Genomic DNA, 24,238 nt, shown 5'->3' with positions numbered 1-24,238 from the left:
GTTATTCTCCCAGCAGGCGCATCATTTCGGCTTCATCGATAACCTCGATGCCTAACTCCTGCGCCTTCGCAAGCTTAGAACCCGCCGCTTCGCCGGCAATCACCAGATCGGTTTTCTTCGACACGCTGCCGGCGACTTTCGCCCCCAGCGCGACCAGCCGCGCTTTGGCATCATCGCGCGACAGCTGGCTCAGGCTACCGGTTAATACCACGGTTTTACCGGCAAACGGACTGTCAATTTCTTCCGCCTTCACCACCACCGGCGCCGGCCAGCGGACACCTTCCGCGCGCAGTTGCGCGATAACCTCGCGGTTGCTCTCTTCGGCGAAGAAGTTAAAAGTATGCGTGGCGACGACAATCCCGACGTCAGGCACCTTCTGTAGTTCCTCGATTGAAGCCTGTTCCAGCGCTTCAATCGTGCCAAAATGCGCCGCCAGTCCCGCGGCGGTCGCTTCGCCAACCTCACGGATACCTAACGCATACAGGAAGCGGGCGAAGGTCGTCTCTTTTGCTTTTTCCAGCGCGTTGACCACGTTTTGCGCCGACTTCGGCCCCATGCGATCCAGCCCGGTTAGCTTACCGGCGCTGAGGCGGAACAGATCGGCTGGCGTATGCACGTACTCTTTCTCAACCAGCTGATCGATGATTTTATCGCCCATACCGTCGACATCCAGCGCCCGTCGGGAGACAAAGTGCTTCAGCGCTTCTTTACGCTGCGCGCCGCAGATAAGCCCGCCGGTACAGCGCGCCACCGCTTCCCCTTCTACGCGTTCAACATCGGAATGACAGACCGGGCAATGGGTTGGGAAGATGATTTCACGCGTATGTTCCGGGCGTTCGGAAAGCACTACGTTGACGACCTGCGGGATCACGTCCCCGGCACGGCGAATCACCACTTTATCGCCAATGCGCAAGCCTAAACGTTCGATTTCGTCGGCGTTATGCAGCGTGGCGTTACTGACCAGCACCCCGGCCACGTGCACCGGTTCCAGGCGCGCAACCGGCGTAATCGCTCCGGTACGGCCAACCTGGAATTCCACATCGTTGACGAAAGTCATCTGCTCCTGGGCCGGGAATTTAAAGGCCACCGCCCAGCGCGGGGCGCGGGCAACGAAACCGAGCTGCTCCTGCAACGCCAGCGAATCAACTTTTATCACCACGCCGTCAATATCAAAACCAAGATGCGGACGGTCTTCTTCAACCTGGCGATAGTAAGTAAGCACTTCCTCTGGAGAATGACACAGCTTCACGCGGTCGCTCACCGGCAATCCCCACTGCTTAAACTGCTGCAAACGCGCAGAGTGGCTGGCCGGCAGTTCGCCGCCTTCCAGCACGCCAACGCCGTAGCAGAAGAAAGTAAGCGGTCGCTTCGCGGTAATACGCGGATCCAACTGGCGCAACGAGCCCGCGGCGGCATTGCGCGGGTTAGCAAACACTTTGCCGCCGGTGCGGCGCGCTTCTTCATTAATTTTTTCAAATCCGGCCTGCGGCAGGAACACTTCCCCGCGTACTTCCAGACGCGCCGGAATATTGTCGCCGCGTAGCTTCAGCGGAATAGCGCGAATGGTCCGCACGTTGGAGGTGATATCCTCGCCGGTAGTGCCATCGCCACGGGTCGCCGCCTGCATCAGCACGCCGTTTTCATACAGGATGCTGACCGCAAGGCCATCGAGCTTGAGCTCACAGCACCAGGTCAGGTCCGCGGTATCGCTTAAACGGTCCTGCACGCGTTTGTTAAAGGCGAGGAAACTCTCTTCATCAAAGACGTTATCCAGCGACAGCATTGGCACTTCATGGCGAATCTGGCTGAAAGAGGCCAATGGCGCCGCGCCCACGCGCTGGGTCGGCGAGTCGGGGGTTATCAGTTCAGGATGTTGCGCTTCGAGTTCGCGCAGTTCACGCATCAGCCGGTCATATTCCGCATCGGGAATCTCCGGAGTGTCCATAACATGATACAGATATTCATGATGGCGAAGGGTGGTTCGCAGTTCAGTCAGTTTTTGTTCGATTGGTTCCATATCGCACCATCAATGATAAAAAACCCCCGACGGGCGGGGGTTCAGATTAAGCAGACGACACGCTAGCGCGTAGATCAGGCGTTAGCCTCTTTTACTTCACGAATACGATCCTGGTACTCGCGCAGTTTCTGCGGCGTCATCATCCGGCGCTGATCGTCAAGCACCACGCCGCCAACTTCATCGGCGATGTACTGCGCCGACTGCAGCATCAGTTTAAAGTTTTGCAGCTCGTCGCCAAACGACGGCACCTGCATAAAGATAGTCACGCCCGGCGTGGTCATATCCACCATCGCATCCGGATTAAAGGTGCCAGGTTTAACCATGTTCGCCAGGCTGAACAATACCTGTCCGCTACCGTCTGGGCTTAAATGACGGTGGAAAATATTCATATCGCCAAACTTAAAGCCGGCCTGCTGGATGCTGTTGATCAGCAGTTCACCGTTAAGCTGAGAACCATGATGCGCGGCGACGTTCATCACGATGACCGTCTCTTTGCGCTCTTTCGGCTGCGGCGCGGCGGCTGGCTGCTGAGGTTCAGCGGCTGGCGCTTCAGGCGCCTGTTGCGGCTGCGGCGCGGCTGGCTGTTGAACCGGCGCAGGTTGTTGAGCAACAGGTTGTTGGACTGGCGCCGGCTGTTGCGCTACAGGCTGCTGCGGCGCAGGCTGCACCGGCTGCTGATATTGCGGCGGTACCGGCTGAGGCTGGGTCGGCTGCGGCTGATGGACCGGCTGCGCAGGGGCAACGTGCTGCGGCGGCTGAACGTGCGGCTGCGGAGCAACAGGCTGCTGCGGTCGCGGCGCGTGCGGCGGCGCCTGATGCACCGGCTCGTCCTGACGCACAGGCTGCTGCACCTGACGCTCGTACGGAGGCTGATACTGGTGTTGCGGCGCCTGACGAGGTGCTTCTTGCTCCCCATATGCGCCGTTCGGGGCGTGATTAACCCGGTGAACGCGAACTTCACCTACGCCTTCAACATCGTCATCAAAGTCATCGCCTTCCGATGTTTCATCGTCGCGAGACTTCATACGTTTCAGTGGGCGATCGCGGAACATCGAGGAACGCTCTTTACGGCTGGTCCAGAAACCATGTACCAGTAAAGCGATTATGGCGATCGCGCCAACAATGATTAATATCAGACGCAAATCCTGCATCATTATATTCTCTGTTGTTCTAACACCTTGCCACCACGGCAAACATTTACTCACTAAGAGTATTTGCCGATTACATCAAGTGCAAGTGCGTCTGCCCCTTTCACCCCATAAAGATGAACTAAATCGTGCTTTTTGCTGTTTTTTCGAACATTTCCTAACTGGTTATTGTCTGGCAACCCGATAAAATAAGCGGGCATTCACACTGAATGTTAAAAAAGGAGCATCGCCTGACTATGGTTTCATCATCCGCAACTACCCCACGTAGCGGCGTCTACTATTTTTCACAAGGCTGGAAACTCATCAGGCTGCCAGGGATCCGACGTTTCGTGTTCCTGCCTTTATTAGTTAACGTCATTCTGATGGGCGGCGCGTTCTGGTGGCTGTTTACCCGCCTCGATAGCTGGATCCCTTCATTAATGAGCCATGTGCCTGAATGGCTTCAGTGGTTAAACTACCTGCTATGGCCGATGGCGGTTATCTCTATTTTGTTGGTATTTGGTTACTTCTTTTCGACCATCGCCAACTGGATTGCCGCGCCGTTTAGCGGTCTGCTGGCGGAACAGCTCGAAGCGCGACTGACCGGCGCCACGCCGCCGGATGTTGGCGTATTCGGCATCATGAAAGATGTCCCGCGCATTATGAAACGCGAATGGCAAAAGTTTGCCTGGTACCTGCCGCGCGCCATCGTTCTGTTGCTGCTGTACTTTATCCCCGGCATTGGCCAAACCGTCGCGCCGGTACTGTGGTTCCTGTTTAGCGCCTGGATGCTGGCCATTCAGTACTGCGACTATCCGTTCGATAACCATAAAGTGCCGTTTAAAACCATGCGCGAGGCGCTGCGCTCGCGGAAGGTCATTAACATGCAGTTTGGCGCGCTGACCAGCCTGTTCACCATGATCCCGGTTCTCAACCTGGTCATTCTGCCAGTCGCTATCTGCGGCGCGACGGCGATGTGGGTGGATTGCTACCGCGATAAGCACGCCATGTGGAAATAGCGAGCTGAGCTGTCTCTTTCAGGGCGGTTCACGCCGCCCCTTATTTCCGTCTTATTCCTTCTTGCTCATCATTATTTCCCTTCAGCATATAGATATGCTAAATCCTTACTTCCGGATATTGTTTAAGCGGGTATGCTGAAGCCGTACCCCCAAATTTCATACAGTTAAGGACGGGCCATGAGTAAGATTTTTGAAGACAACTCCCTGACTATCGGTCATACGCCGCTGGTACGACTGAACCGCATCGGTAATGGCCGAATCCTGGCCAAGGTAGAATCTCGTAACCCGAGCTTTAGCGTTAAATGCCGTATCGGCGCCAATATGATTTGGGATGCTGAAAAGCGCGGCGTACTGAAACCGGGTGTGGAACTGGTTGAACCAACCAGCGGCAACACCGGTATCGCCCTCGCCTACGTCGCCGCCGCTCGCGGCTACAAACTGACGCTGACCATGCCGGAAACCATGAGCGTGGAACGCCGCAAGCTGCTGAAAGCGCTGGGCGCTAACCTGGTGCTGACCGAAGGCGCGAAAGGCATGAAAGGCGCCATCCAGAAGGCGGAAGAGATTGTCGCCAGCGACCCGGAAAAATATCTGCTGCTGCAGCAGTTCAGTAACCCGGCGAACCCGGAAATTCACGAAAAGACCACCGGCCCGGAAATCTGGGAAGACACCGACGGCCAGGTTGACGTCTTTATCTCCGGCGTAGGTACCGGCGGTACCCTGACCGGTGTCTCTCGTTATATTAAAGGCACGAAAGGCAAAAAAGATCTGATCACCGTCGCCGTTGAGCCAACCGACTCGCCGGTTATCACTCAGGCGCTGGCTGGCGAAGAGCTGAAACCTGGCCCGCACAAAATTCAGGGCATCGGCGCCGGCTTTATCCCGGGCAACCTCGACCTGAAACTGGTCGATAAAGTGGTCGCCATCACCAACGAAGAAGCCATCTCCACTGCTCGTCGCCTGATGGAAGAAGAAGGTATTCTGGCCGGTATTTCTTCCGGCGCGGCTGTCGCCGCGGCGTTAAAGCTGCAGGAAGATGAGGCCTTTACCAATAAGAATATTGTGGTTATCCTACCGTCTTCCGGTGAGCGTTATTTAAGCACGGCGCTGTTCGCAGATCTCTTCACCGAGAAAGAATTGCAACAGTAGTGCCAGTTTGTAAAAACCGTGTAAAAAAGCACCTTTTCGGGTGCTTTTTTGTGGCATACGTCAAAGTTTTACCCCTCCTGGCATTGATTCACCTCGTAGGGTCTGGTATTTAACCAGCACATTTATTTTGAAGCGCGAAATTATTCAGATTTGGATTTCCGCAGGCTGAATCGATTTTATGATTTGGTTCAAGTCTTCCTTTCGCGGCATAATGTTTAATGAAGTGCTAGACGTCAACGGACTTAAGGTCCTCTCAGCGGTTCCGCTGCTGACGCCTTAGCCACACACGTAACGCCGGCGCTAACAATACAGGCTAAAGTTTGGTCGTTAGACTAGACTTTAGGTCCACAACACTAAACCTATAAGTTGGGGAAATATAATGTTCCAGCAAGAAGTTACCATTACCGCTCCGAACGGTCTGCACACCCGCCCTGCTGCTCAGTTTGTTAAAGAAGCGAAAGGCTTCACTTCTGAGATCACTGTAACCTCCAACGGCAAAAGCGCCAGCGCAAAAAGCCTGTTCAAACTGCAAACTCTGGGCCTGACTCAGGGTACCGTTGTGACCATCTCCGCTGAAGGCGAAGATGAGCAAAAAGCAGTTGAGCATCTGGTTAAACTGATGGCTGAACTCGAGTAAGTTCACGGGTTCTTTTTAATATCAGTCACAAGTAAGGTAGGGTTATGATTTCAGGCATTTTAGCATCCCCGGGTATCGCTTTCGGCAAGGCTCTCCTGCTGAAAGAAGACGAAATTGTCATCGACCGGAAGAAAATTTCTGCCGATAAGGTTGATCAGGAAGTTGAACGTTTCCTGAACGGCCGCACCAAGGCCTCCGCCCAGCTGGAGGTCATCAAAACCAAAGCTGGTGAAACTTTCGGTGAAGAAAAAGAAGCCATCTTCGAAGGGCATATTATGCTGCTGGAAGATGAGGAGCTTGAGCAGGAAATCATAGCCCTGATTAAAGATAAGCACATGACTGCCGATGCGGCAGCCAATGAAGTTATCGAAGGTCAGGCAACTGCACTGGAAGAGCTGGATGACGAATACCTGAAAGAGCGTGCCGCTGACGTACGCGACATCGGTAAACGTCTGCTGCGCAACATTCTGGGCCTGGCAATCATCGATCTGAGCGCTATCGCGGATGAAGTTATCCTCGTTGCCGCCGATCTCACCCCGTCGGAAACCGCACAGCTGAACCTGAACAAGGTGCTGGGTTTCATCACCGACGCGGGCGGCCGTACTTCCCACACCTCTATCATGGCGCGCTCCCTTGAGCTGCCGGCAATCGTCGGTACCGGAAGCGTCACCTCCCAGGTGAAAAACGGCGACTATCTGATTCTCGATGCGGTCAACAACCAGGTTCTGGTTAACCCAAGCAACGAAAAAATCGAAGAGCTGCGTGCGCTGCAGGCGCAGGTTGCTGAAGAAAAAGCAGAACTGGCGAAACTGAAAGATCTGCCGGCCATCACTCTCGACGGTCATCAGGTTGAAGTTTGCGCCAACATCGGTACCGTTCGCGACGTCGATGGCGCTGAGCGCAACGGCGCGGAAGGCGTTGGCCTGTACCGTACTGAATTCCTGTTCATGGACCGCGATTCTCTGCCGACTGAAGAAGAACAGTTCGCAGCCTATAAAGCGGTGGCTGAAGCGTGCGGCTCACAGGCCGTTATCGTTCGCACCATGGACATCGGCGGCGATAAAGAGCTGCCGTACATGAACTTCCCGAAAGAAGAGAACCCGTTCCTCGGCTGGCGCGCCGTGCGTATCGCGATGGATCGTAAAGAGATCCTCCGCGACCAGGTTCGCGCTATCCTGCGTGCCTCCGCTTTCGGTAAGCTGCGCATCATGTTCCCGATGATCATCTCTGTTGAAGAAGTGCGCGCACTGAAGAAAGAGATTGAGATCTACAAACAGGAACTGCATGACGAAGGTAAAGCTTTTGACGAATCGATTGAAATCGGCGTGATGGTGGAAACCCCTGCAGCCGCGACCATTGCTCGTCATTTAGCCAAAGAAGTTGATTTCTTTAGTATCGGAACCAATGATTTAACGCAATATACTCTGGCAGTTGACCGTGGTAATGATATGATCTCGCATCTTTACCAGCCGATGTCACCGTCTGTGCTGACTCTGATCAAGCAAGTTATTGATGCTTCTCATGCAGAAGGCAAATGGACGGGTATGTGTGGTGAGCTTGCAGGCGATGAACGTGCTACACTTCTGTTGCTGGGTATGGGGCTGGACGAATTCTCTATGAGCGCCATTTCCATCCCGCGCATCAAGAAGATTATTCGTAACACGAACTTCGAAGATGCAAAAGTATTAGCAGAGCAGGCTCTTGCTCAACCGACGACGGACGAGTTAATGACGCTGGTTAACAAGTTCATTGAAGAAAAAACAATCTGCTAATCCACGAGATGCGCGGCCCAAATTACTGCTTAGGAGAAGATCATGGGTTTGTTCGATAAACTGAAATCTCTGGTTTCTGATGACAAAAAAGACACCGGAACTATTGAGATTGTTGCTCCGCTCTCTGGCGAGATCGTCAACATCGAAGACGTGCCGGATGTGGTTTTTGCGGAGAAAATTGTGGGTGATGGCATTGCCATCAAACCTACTGGCAACAAAATGGTTGCGCCGGTAGAGGGTACCATCGGTAAAATTTTTGAAACCAACCATGCTTTCTCTATTGAATCCGATAGCGGCATTGAGCTGTTTGTTCACTTCGGTATCGATACCGTTGAACTGAAAGGCGAAGGCTTCAAGCGCATCGCTGAAGAAGGTCAGCGCGTGAAAGTCGGCGACCCGGTTATCGAATTCGATCTGCCGCTGCTGGAAGAAAAAGCCAAGTCTACCCTGACTCCGGTTGTTATCTCCAACATGGACGAGATCAAAGAGCTGATCAAACTGTCCGGTAGCGTCACCGTTGGTGAAACTCCGGTTATCCGCATCAAGAAGTAATTCTTGCTTGCCGAGAAAATGGCGCCTTCAGGCGCCATTTTTTTATGCCGGCCGGTAGCACTTTTCACTCGCCAGGATTTTCATCCCCTGCGGGCTACTTTCCAGAATCCGCCGTTCGCTATCCGCGACCCATAGCTCGCACTGGCAGCCACTCTCGTTTTCAAACATCGTTCTCGCCCTACAGGCATCTTCCAGAGCGTTCATCCCCATCGTCTCAAAATGGCCAACGGTTCTCCCCTCCCTGCGTACCACTAACCGATAGCTATGCATCGTTATTGCGCTCCCGACGGCGGTAAAATGAGTTCATCGCAGCCCTGACTCTCGGTCCAGGTCATTACCGCCAGCACGCGCTGAGCGGCGGCGCGCGTAGCGTCGCCCAACGGCATGTCGCACACCAGGTTGCTGATGAGCTCGGCGCAGAACAGGTCGCCGGTACCTTTGAGGTCGGTTTCGACGCGAGGATGGACGACCACTTCGACCGCGTCGTCGGTGACCACCAGCACGTTAATAGTCGAAGCATCCAGCCCAGGCGCGCTGGTAATCACCACCCACTTTAGGGTATCGGAAAGCAGACTACGCGCGGCGATCACCGCTTCCTGCTGGTTGTGGCACGGCATGCCGCTGAGGGTTTCGAGCTCGAAAAGATTTGGCGTGATCCCCCGCGCCAGCGGCAACAGGTGGCGGCGATAAGCCTCGGGGATCTCCGCTTTTACGTAGATGCCGCTATCTACATCGCCAATCACCGGGTCAACCAGAATACAGAGGTCGGGATGGTGCACACGGATCCGCTGCAGCCACTGCGCCAGCAGCGCAATTTGCCCGGCGCTGCCCATATACCCGGTGGTCACCGCCCGCAGCTCGCGAAGCGCATCACGCTCCTCCAGCGCCCGCAGATAGCCGCTAAACCACTCTTCCGGGATCACCCCACCGTAGAAAGTATCGTAATGTGGGGTATTGCTGAATAACACCGTCGGCACCGCCATCACCCGCAATTCATGCTGCTTGATTGCCGGTACCGCGATACTGTTACCGACGCTGCCATAGACTACCTGCGATTGCACCGCCACGATATCAACCTCCAGCGCCCGGCTGTGGTCGTTAAAGAGCACGGACTGTATTTCGTCTTGCTGACTCATCCTTTCTCCCCCCGCTGGACAGCGGGTCATACTCTGATTATCATTCGTCCTATGCTAAAATTCATTTTGTCATAGGTCAATAATGTTCACCGGAAAAACCGCAAACGAGATTTTCGATAACATCCGTCATCTGGTGCAGAGCGGCGCGTTGCAACCCGGCGAGGCGCTGCCGCCGGTGCGCGAGCTGGCAGGCGAACTGGCAGTCAACCGCAATACGGTGGCGGCGGCCTACAAGCGGCTGGTGACCTCAGGGCTCGCCGTCAGCCAGGGGCGCAACGGCACGGCCATTAAGGCGCTTAATACGCTTAATGCGGTCGAGGGCGGCGATCCAACGACATCGCTGATTGATATTTCCGGCGGCAATCCGGATCCGCGACGTCTGCCGGATATTGTCCGTTTTCTTCCCAAGCTGACGCGGACCCCGCACTTATATGGCGATACCGCCGTTGAGCCACGGCTGGCTGACTGGGCGCGGGAGTGGGTCAGTCGCGATATTGGCCACGAATTTGACATCAATTTGACCAGCGGCGCGATTGACGCCCTTGAACGCCTGCTCTGCGCTCTGCTGCTCCCCGGCGACAGCGTCGCGGTAGAAGACCCCTGCTTTCTGAGCAGCATCAATATGCTGCGTTACGCCGGTTTCCAGCCCAGCCCTGTCGCCGTCGACGGTGAAGGCATGAACCCAGAGCGGCTTGAAGAAGCCCTGCGCAACGGCGCCCGCGCGGTAATACTAACTCCACGCGCCCACAACCCGACCGGCTGCAGTTTGACGCCGGAGCGCGCGGAAGCGATTCGCACCGTGCTCGCCCGCTATCCGCAGACGCTGGCGATCGTTGACGATCACTTCGCCCTGCTCTCAGCGACACGCTGGCACAATCCTCTACCTGAAGGCATTCAGCGTTGGGCGCTGGTGCGCTCAATGTCCAAAACCCTGGGCCCGGATTTGCGGCTGGCGATAGTCGCCAGCGATCCGACCACCTCAGCGGCGCTGCGCCTGCGCCTGAACGCCGGTAGCCAGTGGGTCAGCCATTTACTACAAGAGCTGGCGTTCTCCTGCCTGAATGATAACGCTTTTACCGCTTCTCTGACTGCGAGCCAGCGCCATTATCAGCAGCAAAATCAGCGGCTCGCCGCCGCGTTGGCCCACCACGGCGTTGGCGATTTTCCGCCTGGCGATGGTCTTAATTTCTGGCTGCCGCTATCAGCCGTCAGCCAGTCGCTGGCGCTGCGTCTGGCGCGGGCCGGTTGGCTGGTGCGTGAAGGTGAAGCCTTTGGCGTGAAAACACCGTCGCACGGCCTGCGCCTGTCGCTGGGCGCTTTAACCGAGGCGCAAATTGAACAACTTGCACACGATTTATCGCTGGTCTTACCTTGTTAAACACGGGAGTTGTTATGCGGATCCACTTTATCGTCCATGAAGTTTTTGAAGCGCCTGGCGCCTATCTGCGCTGGGTTAACGCGCGCGGCTATCAGGCCAGCTGGTCGCGAGTTTATGTCGGGGATCCGCTGCCGGCGAATGCCGAAGGTTTTGATATGTTGGTGGTACTTGGCGGCCCGCAATCACCACGCACTACGCTTGCCGAGTGCCCATGGTTTGATGCCCATGCCGAGAAAAACCTGATTGCCCAGGCGATTGCCGCCGGGCGTATCGTGGTCGGGATTTGCCTCGGGTCGCAGCTTATCGGCGAAGCGCTGGGGGCGCCGGTGATGCAAAGCCCGGAAAAAGAGATTGGCCACTATCCTATCATCCTGACCACCGCCGGGCTGCAGGATGACAACATCGCCCATTTCGGCCCATCGGTGGTAGTCGGTCACTGGCACAACGATATGCCGGGCCTGACGCCTGCGGCGGAAGTCCTGGCCTCCAGCGAAGGGTGCCCGCGGCAAATCGTCAAATATAGCGATCGGGTCTACGGTTTTCAGTGCCATATGGAGTTTGACGCGGAGGTCATCGAGTTATTAATTACGCACTCGCAACCTGAACTTACCGCCGCAAAAGGCAGGCGCTTTATTCGCAGCGAAGATGAAATGAGGCAATGGGATTATCGCGAGATGAATCAAAAGCTATGGGCGTTTCTGGATAAGCTGGTAGCGAAACACGCACTTTAGGTTAACCGCCCCCCATGCCAGGCATGGAGGGCCGTGATAGCGCGTTTAGATACCCGCCCCCTGGCTGAAGTGTTCTTCGCCGAACACGCCGGTTGAGAGATAACGATCGCCGCGATCGCAGATGATCGCCACTACCACCGCGCCCGGATTGGCGCGAGCAATACGCAGCGCCCCGGCAACCGCACCGCCGGAACTGACGCCACAGAAGATCCCTTCCTGTACGGCCAACTGGCGCATCGTGTTTTCCGCATCCTGCTGGTGGATATCCAGCACCTCATCCACCAACGAGGCATTAAAAATGCCCGGCATATATTCCTGCGGCCAGCGGCGGATCCCCGGAATACTGCTGCCCTCTTCCGGCTGCAGCCCAATGATGCTTACCGGCTTCACCTGTTCGCGCAGAAAACGCGATACGCCGGTAATGGTACCGGTGGTGCCCATGCTGGAAACAAAGTGGGTGATACGCCCGTCCGTCTGGCGCCAGATCTCCGGGCCGGTAGTGGTGTAATGGGCGTAAGGGTTATCCGGATTGTTAAACTGATCCAATAGTTTACCCTCGCCACGCTCGGCCATCGCGGCGGCCAGATCGCGAGCGCCTTCCATCCCCTGCTCTTTGGTGACCAGGATGAGTTCAGCGCCGTAGGCGCGCATCGCGGCACGGCGCTCCTGGCTCATGTTGTCCGGCATCAGCAGTTTCATCTGATAGCCTTTTAACGCCGCTATCATCGCCAGCGCGATACCGGTATTACCGCTGGTCGCCTCGATAAGCACGTCGCCTGGTTTAATTTCGCCGCGCTTTTCCGCTTCGACAATCATCGACAGCGCAGCGCGATCTTTTACCGAGCCCGCCGGGTTATTGCCCTCAAGCTTAAGCCAGATTTCGCTGCCGTTGTCCGGCCCCAGACGTTGTAATTTCACCAGCGGCGTGTTGCCGATTGTTTGTTCTAATGTGTTCACTTCAGCTGTCCAATAAAAAGCCCGGCCGCGTCATGCGCTCCGGGCTGTCGGCCGGGTCAGCGCAGCGCCGCCCGGCAAAAGCACGTGGATTTAAGCTATCAGGCCGTCTCTGCCAGAGCAAGTTCGCCGCGCGGTTCGATGCGTTCGGTTCCATTATACAGGCGCGCATTCTGCAAGCCGACAAACAGGCGTTCGCCACGGGACGGGGCCTCATCGCCCGCCAGCACCACGCTCAGCGGTTCGTCATACCACCCCAGAGGCTGGACAACTAATTGGGTGTAGTGCCCCTTCGGACTGGCTTCCAGCACCTGCACCGGCAACGGCGAATCCAGGCTGGTACGGCGGCTGATATCTACTTCCCACGGTCGCAGGAACAGATCGACCGGCCCCTGATATGCCGGGGTATAGCCTAAAGGCCAGCGGTGGGCGCCGACGTGGAACTGGCCGCCGCGAATGGTGCCCTGCAGGCGGTTAACTTCGCCCATAAACTCGAGCACAAAACGGGTCGAAGGTTCCCGCCACACGCGTTCAGGCGCATCGGCCTGTTCGATATTGCCCTGGCTCATTACCACCACCCGATCGGCGACTTCCATCGCCTCTTCCTGATCGTGGGTAACAAACACGCTGGTGAATTTTAATTCTTCGTGCAGCTGGCGCAGCCAGCGGCGCAATTCTTTACGCACCTGCGCATCCAGCGCGCCAAAGGGTTCATCCAGCAGCAGAATTTGCGGCTCGACCGCCAGCGCGCGCGCTAACGCTACGCGCTGCTTCTGGCCGCCGGAAAGCTGCGCCGGATAACGGTCGGCAAGATGGGCCAGTTGCACCATCTCCAGCAGTTTGGTCACTTTGGCTTTAATCGCCGCCGCATTGGGACGCTCACGACGCGGCAGCACGGTCAGGCCAAAGGCGATGTTATCGAACACCGTCATATGACGGAACAGCGCATAGTGCTGGAAAACAAAGCCCACTTTACGATCGCGGGCGTGCATCCGGCTCACGTCGGTGCCGTGAAAACGGATATGGCCGCTGGATTGATGCTCCAGCCCGGCGATAATCCGCAATAAGGTGGTTTTACCGGAGCCGGACGGCCCCAGCAGCGCAACCATTTGCCCGGAAGGGATATCCAGCGAGATATCATTCAGCACCTGGGTGCGACCAAACGATTTCTTAATATTGGCAATCTCAATGCTCATGATTTCCCTCCTGTTGCGCGCGTTTTTCCTGATTGGCCAGACGCCATTGCAACATACTCTTTAAAAACAGGGTCAAAATAGCCATTAACGTCAGCAGGGCCGCGGCGGTAAACGAACCGACGGTGTTGTAGTCCTGCTGCAGTAATTCAATTTGCAGCGGCAGCGATAGCGTTTCGCCGCGGATCGAGCCGGAAACGACCGACACCGCGCCGAATTCGCCAATCGCGCGGGCGTTGGTCAACACCACGCCGTACAGCAGCGCCCAGCGAATATTGGGTAGCGTCACCCGGCGGAACATCTGCCAACCGGAAGCGCCGAGCAGGATCGCCGCTTCATCTTCATTGCTCCCCTGACTCATCATGACCGGCACCAGCTCGCGGACCACAAACGGACAGGTGACGAAGATAGTCGCCAGCACCATGCCCGGCCAGGCGAACATGATCTGCAGGTTGTGCTCATCAAGCCAGCCGCCGAGTGGGCCGTTGGAGCCGTAAAACAGTAAATAAACCAGACCTGCCACCACCGGCGAGACGGCAAACGGGATATCCAGCATCGTCAGCAGCAGCTGGCGGCCAGGGAAGGTAAAGCGCGTCACCAGCCAGGCCAGCAGCGTACCGAACACCAGATTCACCGGCACGGTAATCAACGCAATCATCACCGTCAGCCAGATGGCGTGCAGCATGTCCGGGTTGGCCAGATTTTCCAGCACCGGCATTAACCCTTTACTGAAAGCCTGGACAAAAATATAAATCATCGGCACCACGAGGATGAAGGCGGATACCAGCATCCCGACGCCGATCAGAAACCATTTGCCCCAGTTGATCCGGGGCGCGTCATAGCGCTTCAATTGAGTAACTTCCGCCATTAGTGACCTACCACGCGTCGACCAAAGCGACTCTGCAGAGTGTTGATGGAGAACAGCAGCAGCAGCGACGCCGCGAGGATCACCGAGGCAATCGCGCTCGCCGCCGGGTAATCAAACTCCTGCAAACGAATGAAAATCATCAGCGAAGTCACTTCCGTTTTCCACGCGATGTTGCCGGCGATAAAAATCACCGCGCCGAACTCGCCAAGGCTGCGGGTAAACGACAGCGCAATCCCCGCCAGCAGAGCCGGCGACAGCTCCGGCAGCACCACTTTGCGGAAACTCTGTAAGCGCGTCGCGCCGAGGGTTTCCGCCGCCTCTTCATATTCCGGCCCTAACTCTTCCAGCACTGGCTGCACGGTACGCACCACAAACGGGATGCTGGTAAAGGCCATCGCCACCGCGATGCCAAGCCAGGTATAAGTCACTTTGATATCAAACTTCGCCAGCCATTCGCCGTACAAGCCATTAACCGAGAACAGCGAGGCCAGCGTCAGGCCGGCCACCGCCGTCGGCAGCGCGAACGGCAGGTCCATCAGGGCATCCAGCAGGGTACGGCCCGGGAAACGATAGCGGGTAAGGATCCACGCCATCAGCAGGCCAAACACACCGTTAAAAATTGACGCCACAAAAGCAGACAGCAGCGTGACTTTATAGGCAGCGACCACCTGCGGGTTGGTAATCACCTCCCAGTACTGCGCCCAGCTCATCTGCGCCAGCTGCATTACCAGCGCGCTGAGCGGCAACAGTAAAATCAGGCACACAAACAGCAGGCTGGTGCCAAGGCTCAGGGTAAAGCCCGGCAGCACGCGCTTGGACGACACAGCCAACATTACTGACGCCCCGCTGCCAGCAGTTTGTCCAGCTCGCCGCCGCTGACGAAGTGGGTTTTCATCACTTCAGGCCAGCTGCCAAACTGGTCTTCCACGCGGAACAGTTCGGTCTGCGGGAATTTATCTTTCAGCGACGCCATGACTTTCGGGTCATTCACGCGATAGTAGTAATCGGTGATGATGGTCTGCGCCTGCGGACTATAGAGATAGTTCAGGTAGGCTTTCGCCGCTTTTTCAGTACCGTTGGCCTTAACGTTTTTGTCTACCCACGCTACCGGAAACTCGGCAAGGATATTGACCTTCGGCACCACTACTTCGAAACCCTGCGCTTCATACTGTTTACGGATGTTGTTAACTTCCGATTCAAAAGTAATCAGCACATCGCCCAGCCCGCGCTCAACGAAGGTGGTGGTCGCGCCGCGACCGCCGGTATCGAAGACCTCGACGTTCTTCAGGAACTGGGTCATAAACTGTTCGGTTTTGGCTTTATCGCCGCCATCGGCTTTATCCGCCGCCCCCCAGGCCGCAAGATAGGTATAGCGCGCGTTACCGGAAGTTTTAGGATTCGGGAAAATCAGCTTCACGTCGGAACGCACCAGATCGTTCCAGTCGTGAATATTTTTGGGGTTGCCCTTACGCACCAGGAAAGCCATGGTCGAATAGAACGGCGAGCTGTTATTCGGCAGACGGCTCTGCCAGTCTGCCGGGATCAGGTTGCCTTTATCATGCAGAATCTGGACGTCCGTCACCTGGTTATAGGTCACGACGTCAGCCTTCAGGCCTTGCAGAATCGCCAACGCCTGCTTGGATGAGCCCGCATGGGACTGCTTGATGGTCAGCTTGTCGCCGCCGTTTTCTTTTGCCCACTGCTGCTCAAAAGGCGGATTAAGGGCGGCGAACAGCTCGCGGGAAACATCATAGGAACTGTTCAGCAGTTCAGTCGCCTGCGCCTGCGCCACCAGCAGCATGGAAGCCGCCAGCGCCAGATATCCTTTTTTCAGTGATTTAACGGCCATTGCGCACCCTTATCAAAAATGATCATTTACTGATGATCATCATATTTATAACGAGTACGAAAGGAGTAACGGTTTTATATACCGTTTGGCGATTTAGAAGTAGAAAAGAGAATAAGCAACTGGTAAAGCTTTGCTGAAAGCGGCTCGCAGATTCGACGTGTCATTGTGACAAACGGCAGCCAAGCGTGCACTGTGTTTATATGAAAAACACACAGATATTTGCACGTCAGCTCAGACGTAGCTTAACGCCAACAGAACGTCGACTATGGTACTTACTGCGCAACCGCCGTTTTGCTTGCTATAAGTTTCGCCGCCAACATCCCGTTGGTCCCTACATTCTCGATTTTGCCTGCTGCGCAACACGGCTGGCGATTGAACTGGACGGCGGTCAGCACGATGAGAGGCGCGTCTACGATGTTCGCCGCACCCGCTGGCTACAGAGCCAGGGATGGCGGGTTTTACGCTTCTGGAATAATGAGTTTGAAGAGTATGAAGATGCGGTGATGGAGAGAATACTTGAAGCGCTTGAGTCGCCGATGCCCTCACCCCGCCCCTCTCCCTGAGGGAGAGGGAGAAAGAGAGTCCGCACGCGGAATCCATAACCGCGCCGTACCGTTCTTTCTCCCTCAGGAGAGGGAGAAAGGGAGTTCGCACGCGGAATCCATAACCGCACCGTACGTCCCCTCTCCCTGAGGGAGAGGGAGAAAGAGAGTCCACCGTGCCGTCCCCTCTCCCCCTTGGGGAGAGGGTTAGGGTGAGGGGAAAAATTACAGCGCCTGAATACGCTCCAGCGACGGCGCGAAGTAATAACCGCCGGTCACCGGTTTAGTGAAGCGCAGCATGGCATCACGCTTACCGTCGGTATCGCCGAACATGCTCAGCAGCTGCTGTTCAATGTTGTACAGGCGCGCGCAGTAGGCGCAGAAGTACAGGCCGTTAGTGCCGCTGGCGGTACCGTACGGCAGGCTCTGGCGGACGATTTTCAGCCCTTTGCCATCTTCTTTTAAGTCCACGCGGCTCAGGTGCGAAGTGACCGGGCGCTCGTCGCCGTCGATCTCTTCATTGGCTTCTTTGGTACGGCCAATCATCATCTCCTGATCCGGCACGCTCATGCGGTTCAGTTGCTTAAGATTGTGCTCCCAGCGTTGCACAAATACGTAGCTGCCGCCCGCGTCAACGCCGTCTTTAATCACCGCGACTTCACGGCGAGTTTCTTCGCCTGCCGGGTTTTCGGTGCCGTCAACGAAGCCACTCAGATCGCGTTCTTCCACCCAGCGGAAACCGTGAATTTCTTCTTTCACTTCGATGGCGTCGCCGAAGGCGGCCATCGCCGCCTGGGCGACGGAAAAGTTCACTTCATGGCGGGCGGATAAAATATGAATTAACACGTCATACTGCGTGGATGGCGCCAGCCCTTTACCATAGACCGGAAAATCTTTTAACTCTTCCGCGCCTTCACCGCCGCTCAGCTGACGCCAGACGGTATTGCCGAAAGCGACCACCGCGCCGAGTTTGGCGTCAGGGAATTTAGCCTGGAAAGTGGCCACTTTATCGACAAAAATTTTGCTCGCTTCGCGCAGGGCGTTAACGTCCCCTTTGACATTGGCTTCAATCCAAATCGCCGCGCGGCAATGTTCCGGCAAAATGCCGCTCTGAACCTGAGACATCGCTCCTCCTGAAATGATGCAACCACAACGCTATGACGTTGCTAACGCGCCATTGTAACCGTTTTTATCCGCCCACGTGTCTCTTCAGATCAAATTAGCGACGCCAGATAATTTTGCTGACTTTCCAGTTTTTCAGGGTATCGTCGGACGGCATCAGCTCGTCCGGGCCGCTCCAGTGGCCGGTAAAGGCGTAGCTGATGTGCTGGCTACCTGCGGCTTTACATTCCACCACCGCGCCGTTATCGGGGGCGCCTTTCTCGCAGTTGCCGAACGCTTTGCTGTACAGCTCGCTAAACGGGGTACCGATTTTCACGCCGCTGGCGGCGGGAATTGCGCTATCGCGCACGTCAATGCGGCTCACCGTACCGCCATCGCCGTTGATGGTCAGCGCCAGCTTGTCATCCTTCAGCGCTTCAAAATAGTGAACGATTTTGCCATCCGTGGTTTTCATTCCGCTGCGCAGACGGTAGCTGCCGCCGAGGGCATCGCTAATCGCCTGCTCATTCAGCGGCGTCGATGCTGTCAGTTTACCCACGCCCTGCTCGGTGACCTCGTTGGAAGAACCAAACCAGTTCCACGGATAGGCAGCCGACCAGTTCACCGCGCTCATCGTTGAGCAGCCGGTTAGCGCCAGCGGAAGCGCGCAGAGCATTAGACGTAGCGATTTCATATCTCAATCCTTCTGATTAATTCAACGCATGTTGGAGTACGCGATCGGCAAAAAGTGCCATTAAAGCGCTTCGAGGCGAAAACAGGCGTGCAACCTGCGGCTGGTTATCAGCCACCATAGCGCATAAATATCGGCCGCCAGCAGGGCGATGGTCAGCGCGGAAGGCGCCTCGCCGGTGAACCACAGCCACGGCTGCCAGGCCAGCAACAGCGCCTGTGAAGCAATCAGCAGCCAGCGCATCAGCGGCCAGAGACGCGGGAAACGCTGACGCTGACCGCTCAACAAAAATGCCGCGACCGCCGGTACGCCGGGCAGTAACCCCAGCCAGAAGTTATCGTGATCGGGATAGAACAGGCTCAGCAGCGCATCGCCCTGCTGGCGGGAGGCGCCGGCCATGACGAACAGTACCCAGGTGCGCGCCTGCAGCAACAGCACGCCCCAAAACAACAGCGGCAGCCGCAAACGGCCCTGGGCATCGTAATCGGCAGGAATAAATTCAGTATTCTTCATCTTCGATCAGGCGTTTACCCAGGGTGAGTACATCCGAGTGCTCGTAACCGAGACGCTCATACATCCCCTGCACCACTTCGTTATCGTCACGCACCATAATTGAAATTTTCGGGCAGCCGCGGGCGATCAGCTTCTTTTCCAGCCGATTGAGCAGCGCATTGGCTATTCCGCGGCCGCGGTATTCCGGATGTACGCCAAGATAGTAAGCGGAACCGCGGTGACCGTCGTAACCGCCCATTACCGTCCCTACCACTTCACCGTTCACTTCAGCGACCAGAAACAAGCTCACGTCGTGGTTGAGCTTACGCTCGATATCCATTTCCGGATCGTTCCATGGGCGCAGAAGATCGCAGCGCTCCCAAAGGGTGATCACTTCTTCGAAATCCTGCTGGCGAAAAACGCGAATCTCCATGGTATTCCCCACCATTTACGGTTAAAAACAGTGATTATGGCGCGAATATGACTGATAGCCAATATCAGGCGAAATCATCGGCAAAAAATGGCATAATATATCTTTGTCATGTATTGAAATGAAAAGTAAAACAATTCTTATTTTGAGTGGTCGTAACGGGAAACGCGATACGATATAACATTGGACATCACTTGTTTACAATTCAGGCCGAATGAGCACTTTTAAACCATTAAAAATACTTGCTTCGCGCCGTCAGGTGCTGAAAGCAGGACTGGCTGCGATGACGCTAACCGGCGTCGCTTCCCAGGCCAATGCCAAAGAACAGCCGCTAAAAACTTCCAATGGACACAGCAAACCCGTCGCAAAGAAAGCAGGCAGCAAGCGCCTGGTGATGCTTGACCCCGGTCATGGCGGCATCGATACGGGGGCAATTGGCCACAACGGTTCGAAAGAAAAACACGTCGTGCTGGCCATTGCCAAAAATGTGCGCAGTATTTTACGCAGCAACGGCATCGATGCCCGCCTGACGCGTAGCGGCGATACCTTTATTCCGCTATACGATCGCGTTGAAATCGCCCACCAGCACGGCGCCGATCTGTTTATGTCGATTCACGCCGACGGCTTTACCAACCCGAGTGCGGCCGGCGCCTCCGTCTTTGCGCTCTCCAACCGCGGCGCCAGTAGCGCCATGGCGAAATATCTCTCCGAGCGCGAAAACCGCGCCGATGAGGTCGCCGGTAAAAAAGCGACGGATAAGGACCATCTGCTGCAGCAGGTATTGTTCGATCTGGTGCAAACCGACACCATTAAGAACAGCCTGACGCTCGGCTCGCATATTCTGAAAAAGATTAAGCCGGTGCATAAGCTGCACAGCCGCAATACAGAACAGGCGGCCTTTGTGGTGCTGAAGTCACCTTCCATTCCCTCGGTGCTGGTCGAGACATCGTTCATTACCAACCCAAATGAAGAGAAGCTACTCGGCACAACCGCTTTCCGCCAGAAGATCGCCAACGCTATTGCTTCCGGTATTATTAGTTATTTCCACTGGTTCGATAACCAGAAAGCGCATTCGAAGAGACGTTAATGAAACCCGATGTACAGCAGGTAAAAGCCTTCCTTCTTCAGCTGCAGGATGCCATTTGCGCCAACCTCTCCGCCGTTGACGGCAAGGATTTTGTCGAAGATAGCTGGCAGCGCGAAGGCGGCGGCGGCGGACGCAGCCGGGTTTTACGCGACGGCGGCGTCTTTGAGCAGGCCGGGGTTAACTTCTCTCACGTCCACGGCGATGCGATGCCTGCATCGGCAACCGCCCACCGCCCGGAGCTCGCCGGGCGCAGCTTTGAAGCGATGGGCGTTTCGCTGGTGGTGCATCCGCGCAACCCCTATGTGCCGACCAGCCACGCCAACGTCCGCTTTTTCATTGCCGAGAAGCCCGGCGCCGACCCGGTGTGGTGGTTCGGCGGCGGGTTTGATTTAACGCCTTATTACGGATTTGAAGAAGACGCCATCCACTGGCATCGTACCGCCCGCGATTTGTGCCTGCCGTTCGGCGACGAGGTCTATCCGCGCTATAAAAAGTGGTGCGATGACTACTTCTACCTCAAGCACCGTAACGAACAGCGCGGCATTGGCGGCCTGTTCTTCGATGATTTAAATACCCCGGACTTTGACCACTGCTTCGCCTTTATGCAGGCGGTGGGCAACGGCTTTACTGACGCCTATCTGCCGATCGTTGAGCGCCGAAAAACCACGCCTTACGGCGAACGCGAACGCGATTTCCAGCTTTATCGCCGCGGGCGCTATGTGGAATTCAATCTGGTGTGGGACCGCGGCACGCTGTTCGGCCTGCAGACCGGCGGGCGTACGGAGTCTATTCTGATGTCGATGCCGCCGCTGGTGCGCTGGGAATACAACTTCCACCCGCAGGAAGGCAGCCCGGAAGCCGCACTGAGCGAGTTCATCAAAGTGAAAGAGTGGATCTGAATTTAGCCATCTGAGACAAAAAAGCCCCGGAATACCGGGGCTTAATTTTATGCGTTTACAGCGGCTGGGTCTGCGCTTCCACGACCGCCAGCGCCACCATGTTGACGATACGCCGCACGGAGGCGATAGGCGTCAGAATATGCACCGGCTTAGCGATACCCATCAGTACCGGCCCGACGGTGACCCCTTCCGAACTGGAGACGCGCAGCAGGTTGTAGCTGATACGCGCGGCTTCCATATTCGGCATCACCAGAATATTGGCCGCCCCTTTCAGCGGGCTATCCGGCATACGGTCATTACGGATGCTTTCGACCAGCGCGGCGTCGCCGTGCATTTCACCGTCAATCATCAGATCTGGCGCGCTCGCTTTCACCAATTCCAGCGTTTTACGCATTTTGCTGGCCGACGGGCAATCGGCGGAACCGAAGTTGGAGTGCGACAGCAGCGCCACGCGCGGTTCGATACCAAAACGACGCACGCTTTCCGCCGCCATCAGGGTGATCTCCGCCAGCTCTTCCGGCGATGGATCGTGATTGACGTAGGTGTCGGCGATAAAGGTGTTACCGCTTGGCAGCAGCAGCGCGTTCATCGCCCCGGCGGTGCTGACGCCGTCGCGGAAGCCAAACAGCGGCTGTACCACGCGATAGTGCTCATGATAATCGCCGATGGTTCCGCAGATCATCGCGTCCGCCTCACCGCGATGAACCATGATCGCGCCAATGACCGAGGTGTTGCTAATTACTGCCCGTTGCGCCTGCTCCTGGGTAATGCCGCGGCGCTTCATCAGCTGATAGTACTCGCTCCAGTACTCTTTAAAGCGCGGATCGGATTCATTATTGACGATTTCAAAGTCCACGCCCGGTTTGATCTGCAGACCCAGTTTCTGGATGCGCATTTCAATCACGCTCGGACGACCGATGAGGATTGGCTTCGCCAGCCCCAGCGATACCAGCTCCTGCGTGGCGTGCAGCACGCGGGTCTCCTCACCTTCCGCCAGCACCACGCGCTTCGGCTCTTTGCGCGCCTGGGAGAAGATCGGCTTCATAAACAGGTTGGTTTTATAAACGAACTCGCTCAGCTTCTCGATGTAGGCATCGAAGTCGGCAATCGGCCGCGTCGCCACGCCGGATTCCATCGCCGCTTTGGCAACCGCTGGCGCGATCTTGACGATCAGGCGCGGATCGAACGGTTTCGGAATAATGTACTCCGGGCCAAAGCTGAGATCCTGGTCGCCATAGGCGGAAGCCACGACTTCACTCTGTTCGGCATGCGCCAGCTCGGCGATAGCGTGAACCGCCGCCAGCTTCATCTCTTCGTTAATCGCCGTCGCGCCAACATCCAGCGCGCCGCGGAAAATGAACGGGAAGCACAGCACGTTGTTGACCTGGTTTGGGTAGTCGGAACGGCCGGTACAAATAATCACGTCGTCGCGCACTTCCTTCGCCAACGGCGGCAGGATTTCCGGCTCCGGGTTCGCCAGCGCGAGGATCAGCGGCGAGCGCGCCATTTTCTTGACCATCTCCGGAGTCAGAACTTTCGGCCCGGAGCAGCCGAGGAAAATGTCCGCGCCATCGATGACATCGTCGAGGGTACGTTTCCCGTCGTCTTCCACCGCGTAGGCCGCTTTGGTTTCCGCCATATTGGCTTCGCGATCTTTATAGATAACGCCTTTCGAGTCGCAGACCACGATATTGTGTTTCTGCATTCCCAGCGCCACCAGCAGGTTCATACAGGCGATTGCCGCCGCTCCCGCGCCGGAGACCACCATCCGCACATCGGAGAGATTCTTCTCAACCACCCGCAGACCGTTGAGAATTGCCGCGGTGCTGATAATCGCCGTGCCGTGCTGATCGTCGTGGAACACCGGAATATTCATGCGTTCACGCAGTTTCTGCTCAATATAGAAACATTCCGGCGCTTTAATATCTTCGAGGTTGATGCCGCCAAACGTCGGCTCCAGGGCGGCGACGACATTAATGAATTTGTCAGGATCCAGCTCATCGACTTCAATATCAAACACATCGATGCCGGCGAATTTCTTAAACAGAACGCCCTTTCCTTCCATTACCGGTTTTCCGGCCAGCGCGCCGATATTGCCTAAACCGAGGACGGCGGTACCGTTGGAGACCACCGCGACAAGGTTGCCGCGAGCGGTGTATTTGTAAGCGGCCAAAGGATCCTTCTCAATTTCCAGGCACGGCGCGGCAACGCCCGGCGAATATGCCAGCGCCAGATCGCGTTGGGTCGCCAGGGGTTTGGTCGGCGACACCTGAATTTTCCCGGGCACCGGGAACTCGTGGAAATCGAGGGCGCTTTGTTTCAACTGCTCATCCATTTTATGGTTCCTTTCACGTATCGAATCGTAGGGGGTGAAGCGTGATGGCGAGCCGTCGGCCCGCCTTAAGGCGATGCTTAGTATCGCGCCTGACGGCGGTTTAAACTTTGAAGGCCGCCATACTCTTGCCATCACAAAGGTCTGGTTGTTATCAATTTATAATATTTATGTAACCTAGTTTCACGGTCAATGATAGCCCCGTCTGCTATGCTTTTTAGTTATGTACCTCATCACCATCTCTACCGCATAACGACAAGAACTCATGCAACTTATTGTTCC

24 protein-coding genes are annotated in these 24,238 nt (G+C 56.1%); 10 read left to right on the top strand and 14 right to left on the bottom strand.

From position 1 onward, the window contains the following. Position 1: 1 nt before the first annotated feature. Both ligA and zipA read right to left on the bottom strand, forming a co-directional pair. On the bottom strand, positions 2-2,017 hold the full coding sequence (gene ligA / locus PGR23_RS00670; RefSeq protein ID WP_045392584.1) for an NAD-dependent DNA ligase LigA: 2,016 nt from the start codon (positions 2,015-2,017) through the stop codon (positions 2-4). Positions 2,018-2,091: 74 nt separating this feature from the next. Beyond that, a complete protein-coding gene (zipA, locus tag PGR23_RS00665; RefSeq protein WP_045392587.1) occupies positions 2,092-3,171 on the bottom strand; it encodes a cell division protein ZipA in 1,080 nt (359 codons plus the stop codon). A 230-nt stretch (positions 3,172-3,401) separates the two neighbouring features. On the opposite strand from zipA, the gene cysZ reads away from it, so the two are divergent. The 5 genes from cysZ (at position 3,402) to crr (ending at position 8,273) form a co-directional block, all read left to right on the top strand. After that, a complete protein-coding gene (gene cysZ, locus PGR23_RS00660; protein ID WP_047043535.1) occupies positions 3,402-4,163 on the top strand; it encodes a sulfate transporter CysZ in 762 nt (253 codons plus the stop codon). Positions 4,164-4,340: 177 nt separating this feature from the next. Further along, positions 4,341-5,312, top strand: coding sequence for a cysteine synthase A (gene cysK, locus PGR23_RS00655; protein WP_045362238.1), 972 nt, complete (start codon positions 4,341-4,343; stop codon positions 5,310-5,312). Positions 5,313-5,691: 379 nt separating this feature from the next. Beyond that, positions 5,692-5,949 (top strand): phosphocarrier protein Hpr, encoded by a 258-nt coding sequence (ptsH, locus tag PGR23_RS00650; protein WP_000487600.1) that lies wholly within the window; start codon positions 5,692-5,694, stop codon positions 5,947-5,949. A 44-nt stretch (positions 5,950-5,993) separates the two neighbouring features. After that, positions 5,994-7,721, top strand: a complete 1,728-nt coding sequence (gene ptsI / locus PGR23_RS00645) for a phosphoenolpyruvate-protein phosphotransferase PtsI (RefSeq protein WP_396279504.1) — start codon at positions 5,994-5,996, stop codon at positions 7,719-7,721. 42 nt (positions 7,722-7,763) lie between these two features. Next, positions 7,764-8,273, top strand: coding sequence for a PTS glucose transporter subunit IIA (crr, locus tag PGR23_RS00640; RefSeq protein ID WP_015365497.1), 510 nt, complete (start codon positions 7,764-7,766; stop codon positions 8,271-8,273). A gap of 42 nt (positions 8,274-8,315) precedes the next feature. On the opposite strand, the gene PGR23_RS00635 is transcribed toward crr, so the two are convergent. Next, the gene (locus tag PGR23_RS00635; RefSeq protein ID WP_015703131.1) at positions 8,316-8,543 is read right to left on the bottom strand and encodes a hypothetical protein; all 228 of its coding nucleotides are present in this window, start codon (positions 8,541-8,543) and stop codon (positions 8,316-8,318) included. 2 nt (positions 8,544-8,545) lie between these two features. Then, on the bottom strand, positions 8,546-9,409 hold the full coding sequence (gene pdxK / locus PGR23_RS00630; protein WP_015703132.1) for a pyridoxine/pyridoxal/pyridoxamine kinase: 864 nt from the start codon (positions 9,407-9,409) through the stop codon (positions 8,546-8,548). A gap of 82 nt (positions 9,410-9,491) precedes the next feature. Between pdxK and ptsJ the strand changes: the two genes are divergently transcribed. Beyond that, complete coding sequence (gene ptsJ, locus PGR23_RS00625; RefSeq protein ID WP_396279503.1) at positions 9,492-10,787, top strand: transcriptional regulator PtsJ; 1,296 nt, start codon at positions 9,492-9,494, stop codon at positions 10,785-10,787. Between the two features lie 14 nt (positions 10,788-10,801). Then, positions 10,802-11,518 carry a type 1 glutamine amidotransferase gene (locus PGR23_RS00620; protein ID WP_047065088.1) on the top strand — a complete coding sequence of 239 codons (717 nt, stop codon included), beginning with the start codon at positions 10,802-10,804 and terminating at the stop codon, positions 11,516-11,518. Between the two features lie 45 nt (positions 11,519-11,563). Here the strand turns inward: PGR23_RS00620 and cysM are convergent, their stop codons facing one another. The 5 genes from cysM to PGR23_RS00595 all read right to left on the bottom strand — a co-directional run bounded on the left by cysM (position 11,564) and on the right by PGR23_RS00595 (position 16,382). Continuing rightward, entirely contained in the window at positions 11,564-12,475 is a 912-nt protein-coding gene (gene cysM, locus PGR23_RS00615; protein WP_047043515.1) for a cysteine synthase CysM, read from the bottom strand. Between the two features lie 98 nt (positions 12,476-12,573). Then, complete coding sequence (gene cysA, locus PGR23_RS00610; protein WP_047043512.1) at positions 12,574-13,668, bottom strand: sulfate/thiosulfate ABC transporter ATP-binding protein CysA; 1,095 nt, start codon at positions 13,666-13,668, stop codon at positions 12,574-12,576. Further along, positions 13,658-14,533: a sulfate/thiosulfate ABC transporter permease CysW gene (cysW, locus tag PGR23_RS00605; RefSeq protein ID WP_015365490.1), complete on the bottom strand. Its 876-nt coding sequence runs from the start codon at positions 14,531-14,533 to the stop codon at positions 13,658-13,660. The genes cysA and cysW overlap by 11 nt, the downstream gene beginning before the upstream one ends. Continuing rightward, on the bottom strand, positions 14,533-15,366 hold the full coding sequence (gene cysT / locus PGR23_RS00600) for a sulfate/thiosulfate ABC transporter permease CysT (RefSeq protein WP_015365489.1): 834 nt from the start codon (positions 15,364-15,366) through the stop codon (positions 14,533-14,535). Before cysT ends, cysW begins: the two co-directional genes overlap by 1 nt. Beyond that, positions 15,366-16,382, bottom strand: a complete 1,017-nt coding sequence (locus PGR23_RS00595; protein WP_015365488.1) for a sulfate ABC transporter substrate-binding protein — start codon at positions 16,380-16,382, stop codon at positions 15,366-15,368. The genes cysT and PGR23_RS00595 overlap by 1 nt, the downstream gene beginning before the upstream one ends. Positions 16,383-16,582: 200 nt before the next feature. Between PGR23_RS00595 and PGR23_RS00590 the strand changes: the two genes are divergently transcribed. Further along, positions 16,583-16,945, top strand: coding sequence for an endonuclease domain-containing protein (locus PGR23_RS00590; protein ID WP_072059378.1), 363 nt, complete (start codon positions 16,583-16,585; stop codon positions 16,943-16,945). Between the two features lie 204 nt (positions 16,946-17,149). Here PGR23_RS00590 and PGR23_RS00585 read toward each other — a convergent pair whose 3' ends face one another. From PGR23_RS00585 to PGR23_RS00570, 4 genes are all read right to left on the bottom strand, one after another. Continuing rightward, entirely contained in the window at positions 17,150-18,049 is a 900-nt protein-coding gene (locus PGR23_RS00585; protein WP_032712132.1) for a Dyp-type peroxidase, read from the bottom strand. 94 nt (positions 18,050-18,143) lie between these two features. Then, positions 18,144-18,719 carry an RpoE-regulated lipoprotein gene (locus PGR23_RS00580; protein WP_047043503.1) on the bottom strand — a complete coding sequence of 192 codons (576 nt, stop codon included), beginning with the start codon at positions 18,717-18,719 and terminating at the stop codon, positions 18,144-18,146. 60 nt (positions 18,720-18,779) lie between these two features. Next, a complete protein-coding gene (locus tag PGR23_RS00575; protein WP_047050999.1) occupies positions 18,780-19,229 on the bottom strand; it encodes a DUF2919 domain-containing protein in 450 nt (149 codons plus the stop codon). Continuing rightward, positions 19,216-19,641: a GNAT family acetyltransferase gene (locus PGR23_RS00570; RefSeq protein ID WP_045392622.1), complete on the bottom strand. Its 426-nt coding sequence runs from the start codon at positions 19,639-19,641 to the stop codon at positions 19,216-19,218. Before PGR23_RS00570 ends, PGR23_RS00575 begins: the two co-directional genes overlap by 14 nt. A gap of 211 nt (positions 19,642-19,852) precedes the next feature. Between PGR23_RS00570 and amiA the strand changes: the two genes are divergently transcribed. Further along, positions 19,853-20,725 carry an N-acetylmuramoyl-L-alanine amidase AmiA gene (gene amiA / locus PGR23_RS00565; protein ID WP_045392625.1) on the top strand — a complete coding sequence of 291 codons (873 nt, stop codon included), beginning with the start codon at positions 19,853-19,855 and terminating at the stop codon, positions 20,723-20,725. Further along, positions 20,725-21,624 (top strand): oxygen-dependent coproporphyrinogen oxidase, encoded by a 900-nt coding sequence (gene hemF / locus PGR23_RS00560; protein WP_047078069.1) that lies wholly within the window; start codon positions 20,725-20,727, stop codon positions 21,622-21,624. The genes amiA and hemF overlap by 1 nt, the downstream gene beginning before the upstream one ends. Before the next feature lie 55 nt (positions 21,625-21,679). Here hemF and maeB read toward each other — a convergent pair whose 3' ends face one another. Continuing rightward, entirely contained in the window at positions 21,680-23,959 is a 2,280-nt protein-coding gene (gene maeB, locus PGR23_RS00555) for an NADP-dependent oxaloacetate-decarboxylating malate dehydrogenase (protein ID WP_015365481.1), read from the bottom strand. Positions 23,960-24,238: the final 279 nt, after the last annotated feature.

Origin of the sequence: Klebsiella sp. 141162 (genome assembly GCF_050600755.1) — a bacterium.
Lineage (GTDB): Bacteria > Pseudomonadota > Gammaproteobacteria > Enterobacterales > Enterobacteriaceae > Klebsiella > Klebsiella aerogenes.
The sequence above is the reverse complement of the archived record's forward strand: the minus strand, read 5'-3'. Positions and strand labels throughout refer to the sequence as shown.

Bases quoted from the DNA above. Each gene is read 5' to 3' on its own strand.
- cysA (WP_047043512.1), bottom strand. From the start codon at position 13,668: ATGAGCATTGAGATTGCCAATATTAAGAAATCGTTTGGTCGCACCCAG.
- PGR23_RS00590 (WP_072059378.1), top strand. From the start codon at position 16,583: ATGAAAAACACACAGATATTTGCACGTCAGCTCAGACGTAGCTTAACG.
- cysZ (WP_047043535.1), top strand. From the start codon at position 3,402: ATGGTTTCATCATCCGCAACTACCCCACGTAGCGGCGTCTACTATTTT.
- ptsJ (WP_396279503.1), top strand. From the start codon at position 9,492: ATGTTCACCGGAAAAACCGCAAACGAGATTTTCGATAACATCCGTCAT.
- ligA (WP_045392584.1), bottom strand. From the start codon at position 2,017: ATGGAACCAATCGAACAAAAACTGACTGAACTGCGAACCACCCTTCGC.
- zipA (WP_045392587.1), bottom strand. From the start codon at position 3,171: ATGATGCAGGATTTGCGTCTGATATTAATCATTGTTGGCGCGATCGCC.
- amiA (WP_045392625.1), top strand. From the start codon at position 19,853: ATGAGCACTTTTAAACCATTAAAAATACTTGCTTCGCGCCGTCAGGTG.
- ptsH (WP_000487600.1), top strand. From the start codon at position 5,692: ATGTTCCAGCAAGAAGTTACCATTACCGCTCCGAACGGTCTGCACACC.
- PGR23_RS00575 (WP_047050999.1), bottom strand. From the start codon at position 19,229: ATGAAGAATACTGAATTTATTCCTGCCGATTACGATGCCCAGGGCCGT.
- crr (WP_015365497.1), top strand. From the start codon at position 7,764: ATGGGTTTGTTCGATAAACTGAAATCTCTGGTTTCTGATGACAAAAAA.
- ptsI (WP_396279504.1), top strand. From the start codon at position 5,994: ATGATTTCAGGCATTTTAGCATCCCCGGGTATCGCTTTCGGCAAGGCT.
- PGR23_RS00595 (WP_015365488.1), bottom strand. From the start codon at position 16,382: ATGGCCGTTAAATCACTGAAAAAAGGATATCTGGCGCTGGCGGCTTCC.
- PGR23_RS00585 (WP_032712132.1), bottom strand. From the start codon at position 18,049: ATGTCTCAGGTTCAGAGCGGCATTTTGCCGGAACATTGCCGCGCGGCG.
- PGR23_RS00570 (WP_045392622.1), bottom strand. From the start codon at position 19,641: ATGGAGATTCGCGTTTTTCGCCAGCAGGATTTCGAAGAAGTGATCACC.
- cysK (WP_045362238.1), top strand. From the start codon at position 4,341: ATGAGTAAGATTTTTGAAGACAACTCCCTGACTATCGGTCATACGCCG.
- PGR23_RS00620 (WP_047065088.1), top strand. From the start codon at position 10,802: ATGCGGATCCACTTTATCGTCCATGAAGTTTTTGAAGCGCCTGGCGCC.
- cysT (WP_015365489.1), bottom strand. From the start codon at position 15,366: ATGTTGGCTGTGTCGTCCAAGCGCGTGCTGCCGGGCTTTACCCTGAGC.
- PGR23_RS00580 (WP_047043503.1), bottom strand. From the start codon at position 18,719: ATGAAATCGCTACGTCTAATGCTCTGCGCGCTTCCGCTGGCGCTAACC.
- maeB (WP_015365481.1), bottom strand. From the start codon at position 23,959: ATGGATGAGCAGTTGAAACAAAGCGCCCTCGATTTCCACGAGTTCCCG.
- PGR23_RS00635 (WP_015703131.1), bottom strand. From the start codon at position 8,543: ATGCATAGCTATCGGTTAGTGGTACGCAGGGAGGGGAGAACCGTTGGC.
- hemF (WP_047078069.1), top strand. From the start codon at position 20,725: ATGAAACCCGATGTACAGCAGGTAAAAGCCTTCCTTCTTCAGCTGCAG.
- cysW (WP_015365490.1), bottom strand. From the start codon at position 14,533: ATGGCGGAAGTTACTCAATTGAAGCGCTATGACGCGCCCCGGATCAAC.
- pdxK (WP_015703132.1), bottom strand. From the start codon at position 9,409: ATGAGTCAGCAAGACGAAATACAGTCCGTGCTCTTTAACGACCACAGC.